Here is a 17,815-nt window from a genome sequence, read left to right on the forward strand (position 1 = left end):
ATCCGTTGCCGAACTTCCTTGAGATGTGAAATTATCTAAAACTTAAAACTCGGTATGAATCTGAACCTAAATCAGTTTCTTCGATTCCCTCAATCCCGAATTGGGCGGTACTTAGTTCAAGTAACTGTCGTTGCTGTCGCTTACGCCGTGGGGGCGAGGCTAGCAATGTCAATTCAAGGTGTTAGTCCCTTCGCTTCCTCGGTGTGGCCGCCCGCAGGAATTGCACAAGCTGGACTTTTATTGTTTGGAAGAAAAGTCTGGCCTGCCATAATTTTGGGTACATTTCTGCTAAATTTTGTTAACCCAAATGAACAGATATTCGCGGTTTGGCTGGGAGGAAACGCCGGGGCCATTCTGCAAGCTATTGTTACAGTAACTGCCCTGGGCTGGATGGGGTTTCGTCCATCTCTCGAGCGCTTGAAAGATGTAGTTAATTTAATCTTGTTTGGCGGTCTAATTTGTACTCAAATCAGTTGCACTATTGGCGCGTTTTCCCTATATTTAGCGGGCAAAGTAGATTGGGCAGAATATTGGTCGGTTCGATGGGATTGGTGGTTGGGAGACACAATGGGAGTTTTAATTTTAACTCCCTTAATCCTAATACTTTTTCGCCCTAAAGTAACCGCCGCTCGTTTAAAAAGACAAACACACCGCCAGCAAAGATATCTAATTTGGCGGGCAGTATGGTTAATATTATTAATAGGGATGAGCTGGCTGGTCTTTGTCTCGAAAAATGAAGCTTCTATTTCTCGTTATCCCCTGGAATATTTGCCGTTTCCTTTGATAATTTGGTCGGCACTCCAATTCGGTCAACGAGCCGCTGTCCTAGCATCGTTCATTGTCTCAAGCATCGCAATTATGGGCAGTTCTCAGGGAGGGGGGCCGTTCATAGCCAAAGCCGACAATATCACTCAGGCTATCTTATTTTTGCAAGCTTTTATGGCTGTAGTTACAATTACCTCGCTCTTATTGGCAGCGACAGTAGCTGAACGCGCCGAGGCAGAAAATTCCCTGCGAGAAAGCGAAATTAAATATCGAGAATTGGTGGAAAATGCTAGCAGCATTATTCTGAAATTGGATGCTAACGGCAATATTACTTTTTTTAACGAATTTGCGGAAATATTCTTTGGCTACACTCAGGAAGAAATCATTGGTAAAAATGCACTGGGAACAATTATTCCACAGACAGACCTCGAAGGGAAGAACTTAGAGTTGGTTTATAATGAAATTTTACAAAATCCCGATCGCTTTACCAGCTATGAAAATGAAAATATCCGGCGCAGTGGCGATCGCGTTTGGGTATCTTGGGCAAATAAACCGCTGGTTGGTTCAGCGGGAGAAATCCTGGGAATCCTCTGCATCGGCACAGATATCACCGATCGCCGAAAAGCTCAAATAGCGCTGCAAAAGCTGAATGAAAAGCTGGAAATCCGAGTTGAAGAGCGGACAAATGCCCTGAAACAAAGCGAACTTCAGCTACAGAAACAGAAATCGGCATTAATTGATTTAGCCAAAAATAAAGCGCTGAATCAAGGCGACTTAACAAAAGCGCTTCAACAAATAACTCAAACTGCTAGCCGTACTCTGGAAGTTGCCCGATCGAGCGTATGGCTGTACGATCGCACTAAATCCAAGATGGAGTGCCTGGATTTGTTCGATCGCACTCTCAACCAGCACTCACACGGTTTGGAATTAGCAGCAGCAGACTATCCTGTCTATTTTCAAGCACTGGGAGAAGAACGCGCAATTGCTGCCTTTGACGCGCAAAAAGATTTTAGAACTAGAGAATTTGCAGAATCTTACCTAATTCCCTTGGGCATCACTTCTATGCTAGATACGCCGATTCAAATAGGCGGAGAAACAGCAGGAGTTATTTGTTTGGAACACGTAGGAATCCCCCGCCCTTGGACGATTGAAGAACAAAGTTTCGCTGTTTCTCTAGCAGACTCTGTAACTTTCGCAATGGAAGCGCGAGAACGCCAGCGGGCTGAAGAAGCGCTGCGGCAAGCTGAAGAAAAATACCGCAGCATTTTTGAAAATGCGATCGTCGGCATTTTTCAAACTACCCCAGATGGGCAATATCTCAGCGCCAATCCTGCTTTGCTTCGCATTTACGGTTATAGTTCACGCGAGGAATTGGTGGGCACACTAACTGATATTAGCCAACAACTTTATGTTGACCCCGATCGCCGCGCCGAGGTTGTCCGCTTAATAGAACAACAAGGCAAAGTATCGGATTTTGAATCTCAAATTTACCGCCGAGATGGCAGCATAATTTGGATTTCCGAAAATACTTATACCGTGCGCGATTCCTACGGAAATTTGCTTTATTACGAAGGTACTGTTCAAGATATCACAACTCGCAAACAAGCTGAGGCAGCTTTACGCTTAGAACAAGAAAAATCCGATCGTCTCCTACTCAACGTTTTACCGCAAGCGATCGCCGATAGATTAAAACAAGACCAAAGCATCATCGCCGATACTTTTGCCGAAGTAACAGTATTATTTGCAGATATAGTCGGTTTTACTCAAATTAGTTCCCAAATTTCTCCGTCCGAATTAGTTTCCTTGCTTAACGATATTTTTTCCACATTCGATCGCCTAGCAGAAAAGCACGGATTGGAAAAAATTAAGACGATTGGCGACGCTTACATGGTAGTAGGAGGATTGCCAATGCCCCGCAGCGATCATGCAGAGGCGATCGCCCAAATGGCCCTGGATATGCAGCAGGCAATGATTGACTTCAGCAATACCCACAACAAAACTTTCAGCATCAGAATCGGCATCAACAGCGGCCCAGTTGTCGCCGGAGTAATCGGTATTAAAAAATTTATTTACGATTTGTGGGGAGACACCGTTAACACCGCTTCCCGTATGGAATCTCACGGCTTGCCGGGGTGTATTCACGTAACAGAGCCAACTTACGAGCGATTGCGAGAAAAGTATTTCTTTGAAAACCGCGGCGCGATCGAAGTCAAAGGCAAAAGCCAGATGAAGACTTATTTTCTTACAGGTATCAAGTTATAGCATAAGGAAGAATGAAGAAGGAAGAAGCAATATAAGAAATCCTATTTCAGAATTAATAATTTCTTGCTCTTCGGGCGCGGTTGCTATAGTTAGTTAAAAAAATATAACACTCAGTATGAACCCCCAAAAAAATCAGTTTCTGCGATTTCCTCAATCTAGAAATTGGCAAGACTTAGCAAAAGTAGCTGCCCTGGCTTTTGCTTACGCTTTGGCAGCAAAAATAGCAGTTTCAATCCCAGGGGTAAATAAATTAGCTACCTGCGTCTGGCCACCCGCAGGAATTGCACAAGCGGCAATTTTATTATTTGGCCGACGTGTTTGGCCGGGAATAGCTTTAGGCGTAGTTTTTTACGAGACTATTAACCTTAAGGTATCCTTAACACTTGCAACGATTAGTGCCTTTTGCGCTTGTTTACAAGCTTTATGCGCCTTTACTTTGCTGCAACAGCTAAAGTTTCGCCCCTCACTCGATCGGCTGATCGATGTAGTCAATTTAATTTTCTGCGGTGCTGTAGTTGCCACTCAAATTAACTGCACTCTCGGCACGCTTCGCCTCTGTGTAACTGGTTTAGTTGACTGGAGCGAATATTGGCACATTCGATGGAATTGGTATCTCGGAGATACATTAGGAGTTTTAATTTTTACTCCCCTGCTGTTGATTATATACAACCGCCAACAAGCGCCAAGCCCTTCACCAATTACAGGTTCTCAAACCATTGTAAATCGCATCGGTGCCGCAATATGCCTGCTGTTATTAGTAACAGTCAGTTGGCTAGTATATAACTCAAAAAGTGAAGGTAGTCTCTCCGGTTATCCCCTCGAATACTTGCCATTTCCCTTAGTAATTTGGGCAACCATTCAATTCGGCCAGGGGGGGGCTGTTTTAGCATCTTTCATTGTCTCCACTATCGCCATTTGGGGCGGTTCTCAGGGAGGCGGTCCCTTTATTTCAAAAGCCGAAAATATCAATCAGGCAATCTTATTTTTGCAGGCTTTTATGAGCGTAATTGTAGTTACATCGCTGCTGTTGGCCACCACTGTAGCCGAACGCGCATCAGCAGAGGATTCGCTGCGGCAAAGCGAAATTAAGTATCGGGAATTAGTCGAGAATGCTAACAGCATTATTTTAAAACTAGATACGGAAGGAAATATTACTTTTTTTAACGAATTCGCACAGATTTTTTTTGGTTACGATGAAAAAGAGATAATTGGCAAAAACGCAGTGGGAACCATCATTCCCCAGAGAGATACAAGAGGAAATGACTTGGCAGCAAAGTTGAGAGATATTTTGCAAAACCCAGAACAATACACGGGAAATGAAAATGAAAGTATCCGGCGCAGCGGCGATCGCGTTTGGGTATCGTGGGCAAATAAACCGCTGTTTGACGCGGCAGGAAACTTCGCGGGAATGCTGGCAATCGGTACGGATATCACAGACCGCAGGCGGGCTGAAATGCAGCTTGTAAAGCTGAATGACGAGTTAGAGTTTAGAGTAGAAGAACGGACTAATGCTCTCAATGATACTTTAAAAGCACTGCGATATCAGCAGGAACAATCCGATCGCTTGCTGTTGAATATTTTGCCTGAAGAAATAGCAAATCGGTTGAAGCGGGGAGACAGCACGATCGCAGACACTTTTGCTGATGTTACTGTCTTATTTGCGGACATAGTAGGCTTTACTCAACTCAGTTCGCGAGTTTCTCCAACGCAATTAGTTGCCTTGCTGAATGACATCTTTTCGACATTTGACAACCTAGCAGAAAGGCACGGATTGGAAAAAATTAAGACGATTGGCGACGCTTACATGGTAGTTGGAGGCCTCCCCATTCCTCGCCCGGATCACGCAGAAGCGATCGCAGAAATGGCTTTGGATATGCAGCAAGCAATTATTGACTTCAGCAATACCCACAGCCAAGCTTTCAGCATCAGAATTGGCATCAACACAGGCCCGGTTGTAGCCGGAGTCATCGGTATTAAAAAATTTATTTACGATTTGTGGGGAGACACCGTTAACACCGCTTCCCGCATGGAATCTCACGGCTTGCCGGGGTGTATTCAGGTAACAGAGACAACTTATCAGCAGTTGCGAGAAAAGTATTCCTTTGAAAACCGTGGCGCGATCGAAGTTAAAGGCAAAGGGCAGATGACTACTTATTTACTGAAATGCCGAAAATAGCTTTAGTAAAGGTTTTTGTCTAAAAGTAAGGGCGATCGCACTTTCAAGTGTGCGATCGCCCTCATTTTAATTTAGCCAAGTTTTTTAAAGCTTGTACAGGTTAATTCCAGCTTCCTTCGCCATGATTTCCAAACCCTTGTTTTGCAAGGTTTTAATCGCTTTTGTAGAAAGGTGCAATCTTACCCAGCGCTTCTCCTGCGGCCACCAAACCCGCTTCCACTGCAAATTGGCGTCTTGCAATTTGTGAGTGCGGTGGTGCGAGTGAGAAACTGCAAAACCGTTATTAGCCTTCTTTCCCGTTAGCTGACATTTCCGTGACATATTGCGCTCCAGATTACCGTTTTTTGCGTGCAGCCTTTTATTATATAGCAACAGCGCAGAACCCCCCTAGCCCCCCTTGTTAAAGGGGGACAAAAAACACCCGATCGCCCGCTCAGCAATAGAAATAAACTCTTACTCCCCCCCTTAGCAAGGGGGGGTTGGGGGGGGTAATTACATTGCACGTTCAGTCAATTTTGTCAAGACTTGATTAGAGCGCTCGACAAAATCCTTCATCCCTTCAGCATCGAAACCCTTCTGGGCCATCAAAGCCAAGTCGTAAACGTGGTGACAAATCATACTCGCCAACTGACTTGACGGAGACTCCCCGCCGCCTTGAATAATCGCACCCTGACTCAAACTAGCCAGATTTTGAATCAGCGGGTGAGACGTATTCACCAGCAAAACGTGGTCTTCGGGGAATTCGGCGGCTTGCTGCTGCAAAAGCGCCGTCATGTCGCGCATCCGGCGCAAAGCTTCCGGCAAAAGTACGATCGCAGGTGGCGTCGCCTCCGCAGAGTCAGACTTCAAAGCTTCTGTGCGAATGTTCACTTTCGGCTTATTGAGAGCTTTTTGGAACATCTCTTTAACTTGTTCGCTGCGAGTCTTATTCGTCGCCGGATCGACAATTTCCGCTTCTTTTTCTTTGTCAATTAGCGTTTCGTCGATGTCGGAATCAACCCGCGAGAATTTGACATCTGAGTGTTCTCGTTCCAGGAAGCTGATAAAGTGCGTGTCGATGAAAGAATCCATAAACAGCACTTCTAAACCTTGGCTTTTGTGCATTGCCACGTAAGTTGCTTGAGAGGCAGGATCGGTACAATAAAACACGCGATTTTCGTGGCCTTTTTGATTGCGTTCCAAATACTCTTTTAGAGTCGTGTAAGGCTGCGTGGAACTAGAATTTTCCGACTTCGGAGTCACATCCTGCCACAAATCTCCTTCCTCACTTTGCACCTGAACTTCGGGCGTTACAGTTTCTGGCTTCTCGGCTGTTGGTTCGTAGGTGCTGCGGAAGATTAAAATATCTTCGACTTGCTTTTTGAACTTGTCATCGTTGAGAGTTCCAAACTTGACAAAAGTGCCGATATCTTGCCAACAGCGGATGTATTCGTCACGATCGTCGCGGTAGAGTTCTTTCAGGCGATCGCCCACTTTTTTCGCAATATAATCAGCGATTCTCCGCACAGTGCGATTGCTTTGCAAAGAACTGCGAGAAACGTTCAGCGGAATGTCGGTACTGTCAATAACGCCCCGCAGCGGCATCAAGAATTTCGGGATAATTTCTTCGCAGTGGTCGCTGACAAAAACCTGGTTGCAGAATAACTTAATATTGCCTTGGGTAACATCGACATCCGGGCGCAGTTTGGGGAAGTAAAGAATCCCGTTGACAATGAAAGGATAATCTGTATTCAGGTGTACCCACAACAGCGGCTCGTCTTGGAACGGGTAAAGGTAGCGGTAGAGTTCCAAGTAATCTTCTTTTTGCAAATTGCTGGCTGAGTCCCGCCAAATTGCTTTGTGCTTGTTGAGTTCCTCTCCCTCAAATTTGATGGGAACTGGCATGAAATCGCAGTAAGTTTTGATTAACTGCTTAATGCGAGTGGGTTCTAAATATTCTTGTTCTTCGTCTTGGAGGGTAAGAGTAATAGTAGTGCCGCGTTCCGTGCGGGAAGATTCTGATAGTTCAAAAGCGGGAGACCCGTCGCAAGACCAGTGTACTGCTTGGGAGCCTTCTTGGTAAGAAAGGGTGTCAATGTCTACTTTCTTCGCCACCATGAAGGAAGAGTAGAAACCTAGGCCGAAGTGACCAATGATTGCGTCGTCGCCACTTCCTTGGTATTTTTGAATAAATTCTTCTGCGCTGGAGAAAGCGACTTGGTTGATGTATTTTTTTACCTCATCGGCGGTCATGCCGATGCCGTTATCGGAAATTGAGAGGGTTTTGTTTTCTTTGTCGATCGCTATGTTGATTTGCGGTTCGCCCATGTCGCCGCCGTATTCGCCGGAACGGGAAACCATTTTGAGTTTGGCAATGGCATCGACGCCGTTAGAAATTAGTTCCCGCAAGAAGACTTCGTGGTCAGTGTATAGCGACTTCTTGATAATCGGGAAAATATTTTCGGTATGGATTGAGATTGTTCCCTGTTCTAAAACTGTCATAATTTTTCTCTCTGATGACTGCTAATTGCTTAGAAATAGCTATTTAATGATTTTCGGCGATCCTGTTCTCTTGTGCAAAAGGGATTACCACAAAAAGATGATTCGGTTTTCCCCACATCTTGGACAATTCTCAATAAGCCTTTCACGGGCTGGCTAGAAAATCCCAACTCCTACTCCCCACAAGATAATTCACTTTTTGTGGAACAGGCCAGAAAGACCTGTTAAGCGAAGATCGTGCAAGATGTCAGTTTCCCTCACATAGTAGCTCACAAAGGTAACTGCAGGAGAAAGGTGCTGCCGGAACCCAATTCGCTGCGGGCGCTGAGGCTGCCGCGGTGGGCGCGGGCTATGGTTTGGGCGATCGCCAATCCCAGTCCCGAACCGCCGGTATGGCGCGATCGATCGCTGTTGACTCGGTAAAATCGATCGAATATTCGCTCTAAATCTGCCGCCGCCATCCCAATACCGGTATCTTGAACCTGAACGATCGCCTCTTGGTGGCTGCAATCTAAAATAACTGTTACTTTCCCGCCCGCCGGAGTGTATTGAATGGCATTAACAATTAAATTAGCAACTAAGCGATAAAGTTGGTCGGAATTGCCAACAACATTTAATTGCTGCTGCACTCGCACTTCGGATGTTAACGCTACCTTAGAAGCGATCGCCATTGCAGCCAATTCCTCGACTAAATCGCTCACCAAGTCATTCAAACAACACAATTGAGGGCGATCGCGTATCGCTTGATTATCCATGCGAGCCAGCAGCAGCAAATCAGCAACTAACTGAGTCAATCGTCGGTTTTGGCGATCGATCGTCCGCAAAATTTCCCGCGCTTCTTTTTCATCTAATTGAGGCGTCAACAGCGCCGATTCTACAGTCGCCTGCGAAGCCGCTAAAGGCGTCCGCAATTCGTGGGCGGCATCCGCTGTAAACTGTTGGATTTGTCGGTAGGAAGAATAAATCGGTTTCATGGCCAATCCTGCCAACAACCAACTAGCAAAGCCTATCAAAATCAATGCTGTAGGCAATCCTAATTTCAAAACCCATTTCACTGTACTGAGATAATCATTGAAGTCTTGCAGGCTGCGCCCAACTTGAAAATATCCCCAATCTTGCTGTGTTTGGGTGTGTAGCGCTACAGAAATTTGGTGGTAAACATTGCCTTTGTTGTCAGTTATTGTTTGCCAGTATTGGGAGTTAAATTCTGGGGGTAATTCTTCGGGATAAGCGCCTGCTGTAGCAATTAATTTCCCGGAATAATCAAATAAACGAATATAGTAATAGCCTTGGTTGATAGCGCTTAAAATATGGCGGGTTGGCAACTGTTCTTTAATGCCTTTAACTCCAATTAGGCGGAGGTTGGGCAAAAGTTCGTTTACTATTGGCTCCAAGCGTCCGGGCTGCTGCAATTTGAGTTCTAGGCTGTCGTGTAGCGTCCCCGCTACGGATTCTAATTCCCGGTCTATGGCTACCCAGTGAGCGTGGGCGATCGCCTTGTATACGCCAAATCCCAACAAGCTTAAAATCAAACCCATTACAGCCGCATAGGAAATGGCTAATTGCCAGCGAGTTCGATTAAATAGTTTATTTTGATTCATTTAAACTTAGATTTTATATAATTGTTAAGAACAGGCAAGATGCCTGTTCCACAAAGTTAAATTTTACTCATTTTACTCGTTGCCAGGCTCTGCCTGGTAACTCATATCCAGAGCCTCTGCCTCCAATTTTCAGGGAATCTCTTCGAGGCAGATCCTCGGTAAATCGGTTTCCAGGCAGAGCCTGGAAACCAGTTAATTTTCATGTTTTAGGAGTTCTGCATATTCGCTTATTCCGAGTTCCGCAAGTTGTCGGTCTTCTTCGGCAAATTCGCCGTAGAGTGCAGCTAAGTTAGTTTCATCGATTGCTGCAATAGTAGCTAATCTGGCACGGAATTTTAGGAAGGCAATAAATTCAAATACTTGTTTTAGTTGTTCTAGATCGAGATTTTCTAACTCTTGTTGGATTAAATCTTTCATAGCAGTCATTTTTACGATCGAGTTTTCTAGATTATAGCCCAATACGGTTCAGTTAATGTTTTTTTGTCATTGCGAGCGAATAACGAAGCAATCGCAGTATCTGTTTTTCACAGAGTTTTGTCTCCATGAGGGTCTTATCTGAACCGTATTGGATTATAGCCAGATACTGGAAACGAGATATAATCCGCCCGCCGTTGTCCCTACAGCTTTAATTTCTCATGCGGTATCCGACGCCGTGAACGGTTTCAATTAAATTCGCGCCGCCTACCGACTCAAGTTTGCGCCGCAGCAAGCGCACTTGAGCTGCTACCACATTGCTAAAGGTATCTGCACTCGCCTCCCATAGCTGATTCCGAATTTGGTCAGTGGTGATAATTTGGTTGGGATGTTTCATCAAGTATTCTAGCAGTTGAAACTCTTTGTTTGTTAAAGCAATTATCTGGCTGTTGCCACTTCGAGCGAGATGCCACACAGTTCGATTCCCGCAGTCCAAAACCAGATTTCCTACTTGTAGCTGTTGCGGTTGAATTTGGGGCGCGCGCCTTTGCAAAGCCCGCAATCTTGCTAACAGTTCCGCCATCCCAAACGGTTTAACTAAATAATCGTCAGCCCCGGCATCTAGTCCGGCAACTTTATCTTCCATTCGGTCTTTGGCTGTTAGCATCAAAACGGGCAGAGCGCTATTTTTAGCACGCAATCTCCGCAGCAGTTCCAACCCTGACAATCCTGGTAGCAACCAGTCAAAAATAGCCAGGTTATATTGCGTCCAGTGACTGTCTAAATATTCCCAAGCTTCATTGCCATCTAGGGCCCAATCAACTATATATTTTTCCTGCTTTAAAGTGCGGTCGATCGCTTTCCCTAAATCTGGCTCATCTTCAACTAGCAAAACTCTCATAACTCTAATTTATAGCGCTAAATCCTTATACATTGTTAGCGATCGGCAGCATCTACCCCAACATTTAAGCTCACATACTGAGATGAAATCAGCATGAAATATTCTGAATTCGCAGAAAAAGAGAACTGTTGACAATGATTGACAACAAGCTGGTAATGTCTTATAATCAAGTACCAGTGAATTTTTGAGAAAAATTTTCAATAAGTATGACAGATTTATCCGATCGTCCCGCCATTAAAAAGGGTGGGCGCTGGAGTCGCCGCCAACTGCTACAGCTAGGAATAGCTGGGGCTGGGGTAGCGGGCGGCGCGATCGCACTTCAAAATTTGACTCGCAAACCGACATCAGCCGCGAGAATACCGCCCATCCCCGCAGATGCACTCACCGTCAGCAATATCAACCCGATGCAAATTGCGCGGGATTTTGATTACGGCACGGTGACGCGCGAAAACGGGCGCACGGTACGCGAGTTTCGCCTGGAAGCTAATACTTCGATCGTCCAACTTAACAGCGCGGTCACTTTCAACACCTGGAACGTCAACAATCGCGTGCCGGGGCCGACATTAAGGGCAACAGAGGGCGATCGTATCCGCGTCATTTTTTATAACAAAGCCGGAGATTCTCATTCGCTGCACTTTCACGGCGTTCATACCAGCGAAATGGATGGCGTTAAACCAGTGAAACACGGTTCGGTATTTATTTATGAATTCGATGCCAATCCCTACGGAGTGCATCTATATCACTGCCATATTGAGCCCGTAACTCGCCATATAGGTAAAGGACTCTATGGAATGTTCATCATCGATCCACCAAAACCTCGTCCTCCCGCCGATGAAATCCTGTTAATCATGGGGGGATATGACGTAAACGACGACAAAAAAAACGAACTTTACGCTTTTAACGGGTTGCCCAATTATTACATGAACAACCCGATACCTATTTACCGAAATCAGCTAATCCGGCTGTACGTTCTCAACCTGATTGAGTACGAAGCGGCAGTGACTTTTCACCTGCACGCCAACTTTTTTGACGTATATCGCACGGGAATGACTTTGACTCCCAGTGAAAGAACCGATGTAATCACAATGGGAGTAGCTGAACGGCATATTTTAGAATTTACCTACGGCTACGCTGGAAAATTTATGTTTCATCCCCATCAAGATGCGATCGCCGAAGCTGGCTGCATGGGTGTATTTGAAGTCATCACTTAAACCACATCCTGCTACCAGGGTGCGCCGATTCAAATAAAGTATGAAATTATTTGACAAGCTCGATCGCAAATAGGTAGAATGAATAGCTCGCAAATAATTGAGAATTATTCTTAATAACTTGTGAGACCAAATGCACATAACGTAAAAATTAGCAACTGCCATGTTATCCACATTTCGTTTATTACCTACAGTCACTGCTACAGCCATCCTCGTTGCTCTTGCTGGTTGCGCTTCCCCCACAGCCAGCAACACCGACAGCACACCCTCACCCGCTGCCACAGCCAGTCCCGCATCCACAAGCGGTCACAGCGGGCATCACGGCGGCAAAGGCGGCATCAACATCAATACTGCCATTCTTTCAGAGTTAGATAAACTCGAAGCCAAGTTAGGAGTGCCGGCACTTTCTAACAAAATTCAAGCCAGCCGCCCTTACGGAAAAGTCGAAGAATTGGTTTCAAAAAATGTCATTACTCAAGCGCAATTCGACCAAATCAAAGACTTGGTAACTATTGAAAATGTGGTGCTGACAGGCGAACCCAAAGATGTAGATTACATGACTAAACTTGGCTTGATGAAAGGGCATCTTTTCGTAGCCCAAGAACTCTTGGATCAAGGCAAACCCGACCAGGCAGAACCGCACATCGGGCATCCAGTCGAAGAAATTTATGCCGATGTGGAAGATCAGCTAAACGAGCGTAAAATTCCTGAATTTAAGGCTACTTTAATTAAATTGCAGGATTTAGTTAAAGCGGGTGCAAAAGATCCGGCTCAAGTGAAGGCGGAATTTACCACATCAATGCAAGCAGTTGATGGAGCAATTGCCGCCCTTCCCGAAACGCAGCGAAAAGATCCGAAATTCGTGCTGCAAGTGATTAACGGCTTGTTGGATACAGCTAATTCCGAATACGGAGCGGCAGTTGCTAACGGCAAAATTTCCGCAATTATTGAATACCAAGATTCGCGGGGTTTTGTCATGTACGCGGAAAGTCTGTACAAAGATATCGCCGAGCAAGTGGCTAAAACTAGCCCCGAAACCGACAAAGCAATTGTTGCCAACATGAATGAACTTAAGGCAAATTGGCCAACTGCGATCGCGCCAGCAGCCCCCGTAAAAACCACGGAACAAGTCAACCAGCTAGTTAAAGCGATCGAGAACGACAGCCAAAAAGTTCTCAAACCAGCCTCTTAAAAAAGTTAACTGAAACCGCCAACGGTAATTGGTAAAAAAAATACCAATTACCTCCCGATATTACCTCAACTAAAAAGATGAATTTTAGCGAAGCATTGCCCACATTTGTAATTACTCTCCGCGAAGGAGTCGAAGCCGCCTTAGTTGTCGGAATCGTTCTCGCTTGCCTCAAAAAGTCGGGACAAAGCTATTTAAGCCCTTGGGTTTTTGGGGGTGTTGGGCTTGGACTTATTGCCAGCGCTTTGATAGGTGTACTGTTGGTCTGGACGATGCAAATTTTGTCCGCATCCAATCAGCCTTTTGCACCGATTATGGAATTGCTGCTAGAAGCAATCTTTGGGCTGATAGCGATCGCAATGCTGAGCTGGATGCTGATTTGGATGACCAAGCAAGCGCGATTTATGAAAGCCGAAGTTGAAGGCGCTGTAAGTGCTGCTTTAACGCAAAACTCTCATGCCGGTTGGGGCGTATTTAGTTTAGTTTTTATTGCTGTTTTGCGCGAAGGGTTTGAAACTGTTTTGTTTGTCGTCGCCAAGTTTCAACAAGGCATTATTCCAGCCCTCGGCGCTTTGGGCGGCATTCTCTCAGCCACCGGACTTGGTGTCCTGCTGTTTAAATGGGGAGTCAAAATTAATATCCGCCTGTTTTTCAAATATATGGGCATTTTATTGCTCTTCATTGTAGCAGGCTTAGTGGTATCTACTTTGGGACTTTTTGACAGCGGGATGAATATTTTATCGCAAACAAATCGCGAATCAGCAGCACTGTGTTTCTATTACGAAAGATTTACTAAAATCCACTCTTGCATTCTCGGGCCGATGGTCTGGAATACCTCGCAACTGCTTCCCGAAGACAAGTTTCCAGGTTTGTTGTTGAGTGCGCTGTTTGGCTACACGGATAAGCTCTATGTCGTGCAGGCGATCGCTTATTTCGTCTTTTTAATTACCGTCGGCGGCATTTACTTTCAAAGTTTGGCAGGTCGAGTGTTTTTCCCGTTCAAAAAAAACTCAGGTAACGAAATAGGAAATTAAGTGCGATCGAAATACGATCGGCTTTTTAGTGGAAATGCACGAGGCAGTTGTTTGTTGCTAATAACTAATGCGCCCATAAGTTAGAGCGCATTAGGAAATCAGCTATCTATTGATTGAAGGTAAAACGACCGTCAACTTTTTCTCCGTTAATATCCGCAGTCACTTTCACAGGATAACTTCCTACATCTTTGCCGGGAAACACCACAGCGTAATGTTTGCCCTCAGCATCATACTTGAGAGCTAGGGTTTGCTGCTTTCCATTCGGCAACTGCACTTGAGCCGTCACTTTGGCGTTAGGAACTGCTTCCTTTTTCTCCCCTTTTTGCAAAAAAACATCTAAATGAGTTCCGGTAGCTTCTTTTTCAGGTACAAACTCTAAATAGTAAGCTCCAGACTTTACAACTTGCCCCCCTTGAGTTGCTGTTGCAGGAGCAGTGGCGGGAGCCGAAGATGCAGGTTGAGAGGCGACAGGAGAGGAGGCTGGACTGGTATTTGTATCGCTTGCTTGGTCGCCTTTATTACAGGCTACCAAAAATAACAATCCTACACTACCTAGAACAATTAAATTTGATTTGAGCGATTTCATTGGTTTGACTCCTTGCTGACTGACACTAATTAGAAAATATCACACATTAACTCTCTTCCCCTCTTCAATAACTGCCTGAGGTTCTTGAGGTAGTAAAATTTTCCCAAATTGATCATACAAAGCTGGCAAAACTAACAGAGTTAAGGCTGTAGAAGTAAATAATCCTCCTAAAACTACTACTGACAGCGGTTGCAAAATTTCCTTGCCCGCCCCGCCTTCTAAGACTAAAGGTGCTAAACCCAAAGCTGAAGTTAAAGCGGTCATCAAGATGGCGTTGAGCCGTTCCATCGAGCCTTTAATAATTGCTTCCTTAAAAGGCATTCCCTCAGCAAATTTAGTGTTGTAGTTGTCTACTAAAAGCAAGCCGTTACGGGTAGCAACGCCGAATAATGTGACAAAGCCAACCAGGGAAGCTACAGAGACGATGCCGCCCGTCAAAGCTACCGCAATTACTCCTCCCACTAATCCGATCGGCAAATTAATCATAATCATAGCAGTTGAAGCGATAGACTTGACGGACAAGTACATCAATACTGTAATTACCAAAAAGGCGATCGCGCTAAATATCATAATATTTTGCGAAGCCCTTTGTTCGGCTTCAAATTGACCGCCGTACTGGATAAAATAGCCAAAAGGCAACTGCACCTCTCGTTTAACTTTAGCTTGAATTTCATTCACAACCGATCGCAAATCCCTACCTTTAGCATTAGCAGCCGCCACAATCAACCGGGAAACATTCTCGCGGTTAATCGTATTGGGCCCCGTACCGTATTTAACAGTCGCAACTTGGGCGAGGGGAATCTTGTTGCCGCTTGGAGTATCAACCAACAAATTCTGAATAGTTTCTAGGTTGTTTCTGGCTTCAGGCTGCAACCAAACCACTAAGTCAAAAGTTTGCTGCACCTCCAAAACTTGAGAAACAACTTTGCCGTTTAAAGCTGTCTCAATTATTTCAGAAAGCTCTCCGATTTTCAAACCGTATCTACCCGCCGCTTGACGGTTAAACTTAATTTGAATTTGTTGCACTGGCACCTGCGGTTCGAGTTGCAAATCCACAATTCCCTCAACTGTTTTCATTTGCTCTTCAACTTTGGCACCGATGCTGCGTAGTTGCTCCAAATCCGGGCCAAAGATTTTGACAGCAATCTGACTTCTGACACCAGATAAAACCTCATCCATCCGGTGAGAAATAAAACCCCCGATATTTGGTGCAACTCCCGGCAATTTAGCAAATTCCTGCCGCAGCGACTCCAAAGTTTTCGGCCTGTTTTTCATCCCTGCCTCGCTCAAACCGATATCGATGTGAGCTAAATTGACTCCCGCAGCATCAGCATCACCCGGAGATCTGCCCGATCGCACTTGCACGTATTCAAACCTGGTATCATCCTTAAGTGCATCTTCAATAGCAAAAGCCGCGCTATCTGTTGTCTCCAAAGACACCCCCGGATAAAGCAGAATAGTATTCACCAAAGTTTGCTCCTGAAACTCCGGCAAAAACACCCGTCCAAAGGAAGGCAAAATAATTAATGCCGCCACCATGCTAGCAGCCGCTAAAGCTAAAATAATTCCCGAATAGCGCATTGACAATTGTATAAAAAAATGATATATTTTCTTGCAAATTCTTGGCAGCCAAGGTTCCGCAGCACTCATGCGTTTGGTAGGCAACAAGATAGCGCAAAGGGCCGGAGATATTAACAGCGACTCCAGACTAGAAATCACAACAACTACCAAATAAGTAATCCCCATAGGCGTAAAAATCCGACCTTCTACACCGGGCAAAGTAAAAATTGGCGAAAACACCACAATCCCAATAACAGTCGCTCCAATTAACGAATCGCGCACCTCTTGACTGCCGTCAAAAATCACATCCATCACCGGGCGCGGATGCAGAGAAGACGTATTTTCTCTCAAATTGCGGTAGGTATTTTCCGCATAAACGATCGCATCGTCGATCGCAGTGCCGATCGCCACCGACAAACCCCCCAAAGTCATCGTATTCAGCCCCAGCCCCAGCCAATACATCGCCAGCAGCGCCAACAGCCAAGTCAGAAAGAAATCCAGCAAAACAACCGCCAGAGTGCGCCAATTCATCAAAAACGGGATGAGAATAAGGGTGACGATAATACTGCCTTCAACTAAAGCCGATCGCACATTCTCCACCGAGGAATTAATATATTCTTCCTGTCGGAAAGTCACAGTAACTTTAATATCTTTTGGCAGAGCTTGCTGCACCTCAGCCATTGCTGCCTCAACCGCTTTCGTTACCGTCGGAGTATCAGCAACTGGCTGTCTGTTTACCATCACAATCACAGCTTTTTTGCCGTTAAAACTGCCATCGCCCCGCTTGATAGCAGCACCAATCTTGACATCAGCCACATCACCAATTCTGACGGGCGTTCCGTGGCGAGAGTCGATCGCCGATTGCTGCAAATCTTCCACAGACTCAATCCGCCCCACCCCCCGGATTAAAGTTTCTCGATCCGGCGTAATTAAATACCCCCCCGGCGCGTTAACATTCGCAGCCGCCGCCGCTTCGGCAACTTGCTGCAAGGACACATTAAAAGCTTTCAACTTTGCAGGTTCTACTAATACTTGATACTGCCTTTCTTCGCCGCCGTAAGCCACGACTTGAGCAACCCCAGTCACTGCCAAAAGCCGATTTGTGACTTGCCAATCAACTAGACGGCGCACTTCCATCAAAGGAGTAGTTTCTGATGTAAAAGCATAGGTAATAACAGTGCCGACAGGAGAAGTCGTCGGAGAAATTTGCGGTGTTTCTACTCCGGCGGGGAGTTTGCTTTGCGCTTGCTGCAACCGTTCTGTTATCAACTGCCGCGCTTGATAAATTTCAGTTCCCCAATCAAAGATTACCTTAACCGCAGAAAGGCCCACAGCCGAAGACGATCGCACTGCTGTTACCCCAGGAGTTCCGTTAATTGCACTTTCGATCGGTAGTGTTACCAAAGACTCGATTTCTTCCGGTGCGAGACCCGGTGCTTCGGTTTGAATTTCGACTTGCGGGGGTGCAAAAGGAGGGAAGACATCAAGCGACATTTGGGGGATGATAGAAAATGTCCACAGACTAACAATAATGGTGGCGACAACGACTAGCCAGCGACGGTTAATTACCCATCTGAGAATTGTGCTGAACATTTAATAATTTGGGAATTGGGCATTGGGAATTGGGCATTGGGCATTGAT

General features: G+C 45.5%; 12 protein-coding genes. 5 read left to right on the forward strand and 7 right to left on the reverse strand.

Translation table 11 applies throughout. From position 1 onward, the window contains the following. Positions 1 to 54 precede the first annotated feature (54 nt). Together QUA47_RS09670 and QUA47_RS09675 are read left to right on the forward strand one after the other, a co-directional pair. Positions 55 to 3,027 (forward strand): adenylate/guanylate cyclase domain-containing protein, encoded by a 2,973-nt coding sequence (locus tag QUA47_RS09670; RefSeq protein ID WP_333430596.1) that lies wholly within the window; start codon positions 55 to 57, stop codon positions 3,025 to 3,027. Between the two features lie 115 nt (positions 3,028 to 3,142). Continuing rightward, positions 3,143 to 5,203 (forward strand): adenylate/guanylate cyclase domain-containing protein, encoded by a 2,061-nt coding sequence (locus tag QUA47_RS09675; protein WP_333430597.1) that lies wholly within the window; start codon positions 3,143 to 3,145, stop codon positions 5,201 to 5,203. Positions 5,204 to 5,287: 84 nt separating this feature from the next. Here QUA47_RS09675 and rpmB read toward each other — a convergent pair whose 3' ends face one another. The 5 genes from rpmB to rppA form a co-directional block, all read right to left on the reverse strand. Next, positions 5,288 to 5,524, reverse strand: coding sequence for a 50S ribosomal protein L28 (gene rpmB, locus QUA47_RS09680; protein WP_015177569.1), 237 nt, complete (start codon positions 5,522 to 5,524; stop codon positions 5,288 to 5,290). Positions 5,525 to 5,695: 171 nt separating this feature from the next. After that, positions 5,696 to 7,684 carry a molecular chaperone HtpG gene (gene htpG, locus QUA47_RS09685; RefSeq protein ID WP_333430598.1) on the reverse strand — a complete coding sequence of 663 codons (1,989 nt, stop codon included), beginning with the start codon at positions 7,682 to 7,684 and terminating at the stop codon, positions 5,696 to 5,698. A 266-nt stretch (positions 7,685 to 7,950) separates the two neighbouring features. Beyond that, positions 7,951 to 9,282: a two-component system sensor histidine kinase RppB gene (gene rppB, locus QUA47_RS09690; protein ID WP_333430599.1), complete on the reverse strand. Its 1,332-nt coding sequence runs from the start codon at positions 9,280 to 9,282 to the stop codon at positions 7,951 to 7,953. Positions 9,283 to 9,474: 192 nt separating this feature from the next. After that, complete coding sequence (locus QUA47_RS09695; RefSeq protein WP_333216287.1) at positions 9,475 to 9,699, reverse strand: hypothetical protein; 225 nt, start codon at positions 9,697 to 9,699, stop codon at positions 9,475 to 9,477. A gap of 208 nt (positions 9,700 to 9,907) precedes the next feature. After that, positions 9,908 to 10,597 carry a two-component system response regulator RppA gene (gene rppA, locus QUA47_RS09700; protein WP_333430600.1) on the reverse strand — a complete coding sequence of 230 codons (690 nt, stop codon included), beginning with the start codon at positions 10,595 to 10,597 and terminating at the stop codon, positions 9,908 to 9,910. Between the two features lie 206 nt (positions 10,598 to 10,803). On the opposite strand from rppA, the gene QUA47_RS09705 reads away from it, so the two are divergent. The 3 genes from QUA47_RS09705 to QUA47_RS09715 all read left to right on the forward strand — a co-directional run bounded on the left by QUA47_RS09705 (position 10,804) and on the right by QUA47_RS09715 (position 14,028). Continuing rightward, on the forward strand, positions 10,804 to 11,808 hold the full coding sequence (locus tag QUA47_RS09705; RefSeq protein WP_333430601.1) for a multicopper oxidase domain-containing protein: 1,005 nt from the start codon (positions 10,804 to 10,806) through the stop codon (positions 11,806 to 11,808). 160 nt (positions 11,809 to 11,968) lie between these two features. Next, positions 11,969 to 12,997, forward strand: a complete 1,029-nt coding sequence (locus QUA47_RS09710; RefSeq protein ID WP_333430602.1) for a helix-hairpin-helix domain-containing protein — start codon at positions 11,969 to 11,971, stop codon at positions 12,995 to 12,997. Positions 12,998 to 13,074: 77 nt separating this feature from the next. Beyond that, positions 13,075 to 14,028, forward strand: coding sequence for an FTR1 family protein (locus tag QUA47_RS09715; RefSeq protein WP_333406880.1), 954 nt, complete (start codon positions 13,075 to 13,077; stop codon positions 14,026 to 14,028). Between the two features lie 106 nt (positions 14,029 to 14,134). Here QUA47_RS09715 and QUA47_RS09720 read toward each other — a convergent pair whose 3' ends face one another. Then, entirely contained in the window at positions 14,135 to 14,614 is a 480-nt protein-coding gene (locus QUA47_RS09720; RefSeq protein WP_333430603.1) for a hypothetical protein, read from the reverse strand. Positions 14,615 to 14,653: 39 nt separating this feature from the next. Continuing rightward, a complete protein-coding gene (locus QUA47_RS09725; RefSeq protein ID WP_333430604.1) occupies positions 14,654 to 17,767 on the reverse strand; it encodes an efflux RND transporter permease subunit in 3,114 nt (1,037 codons plus the stop codon). Between the last annotated feature and the right edge of the window lie 48 nt (positions 17,768 to 17,815).

Origin of the sequence: Microcoleus sp. MON2_D5 (assembly GCF_036701905.1) — a bacterium.
Lineage (GTDB): Bacteria > Cyanobacteriota > Cyanobacteriia > Cyanobacteriales > Microcoleaceae > Microcoleus.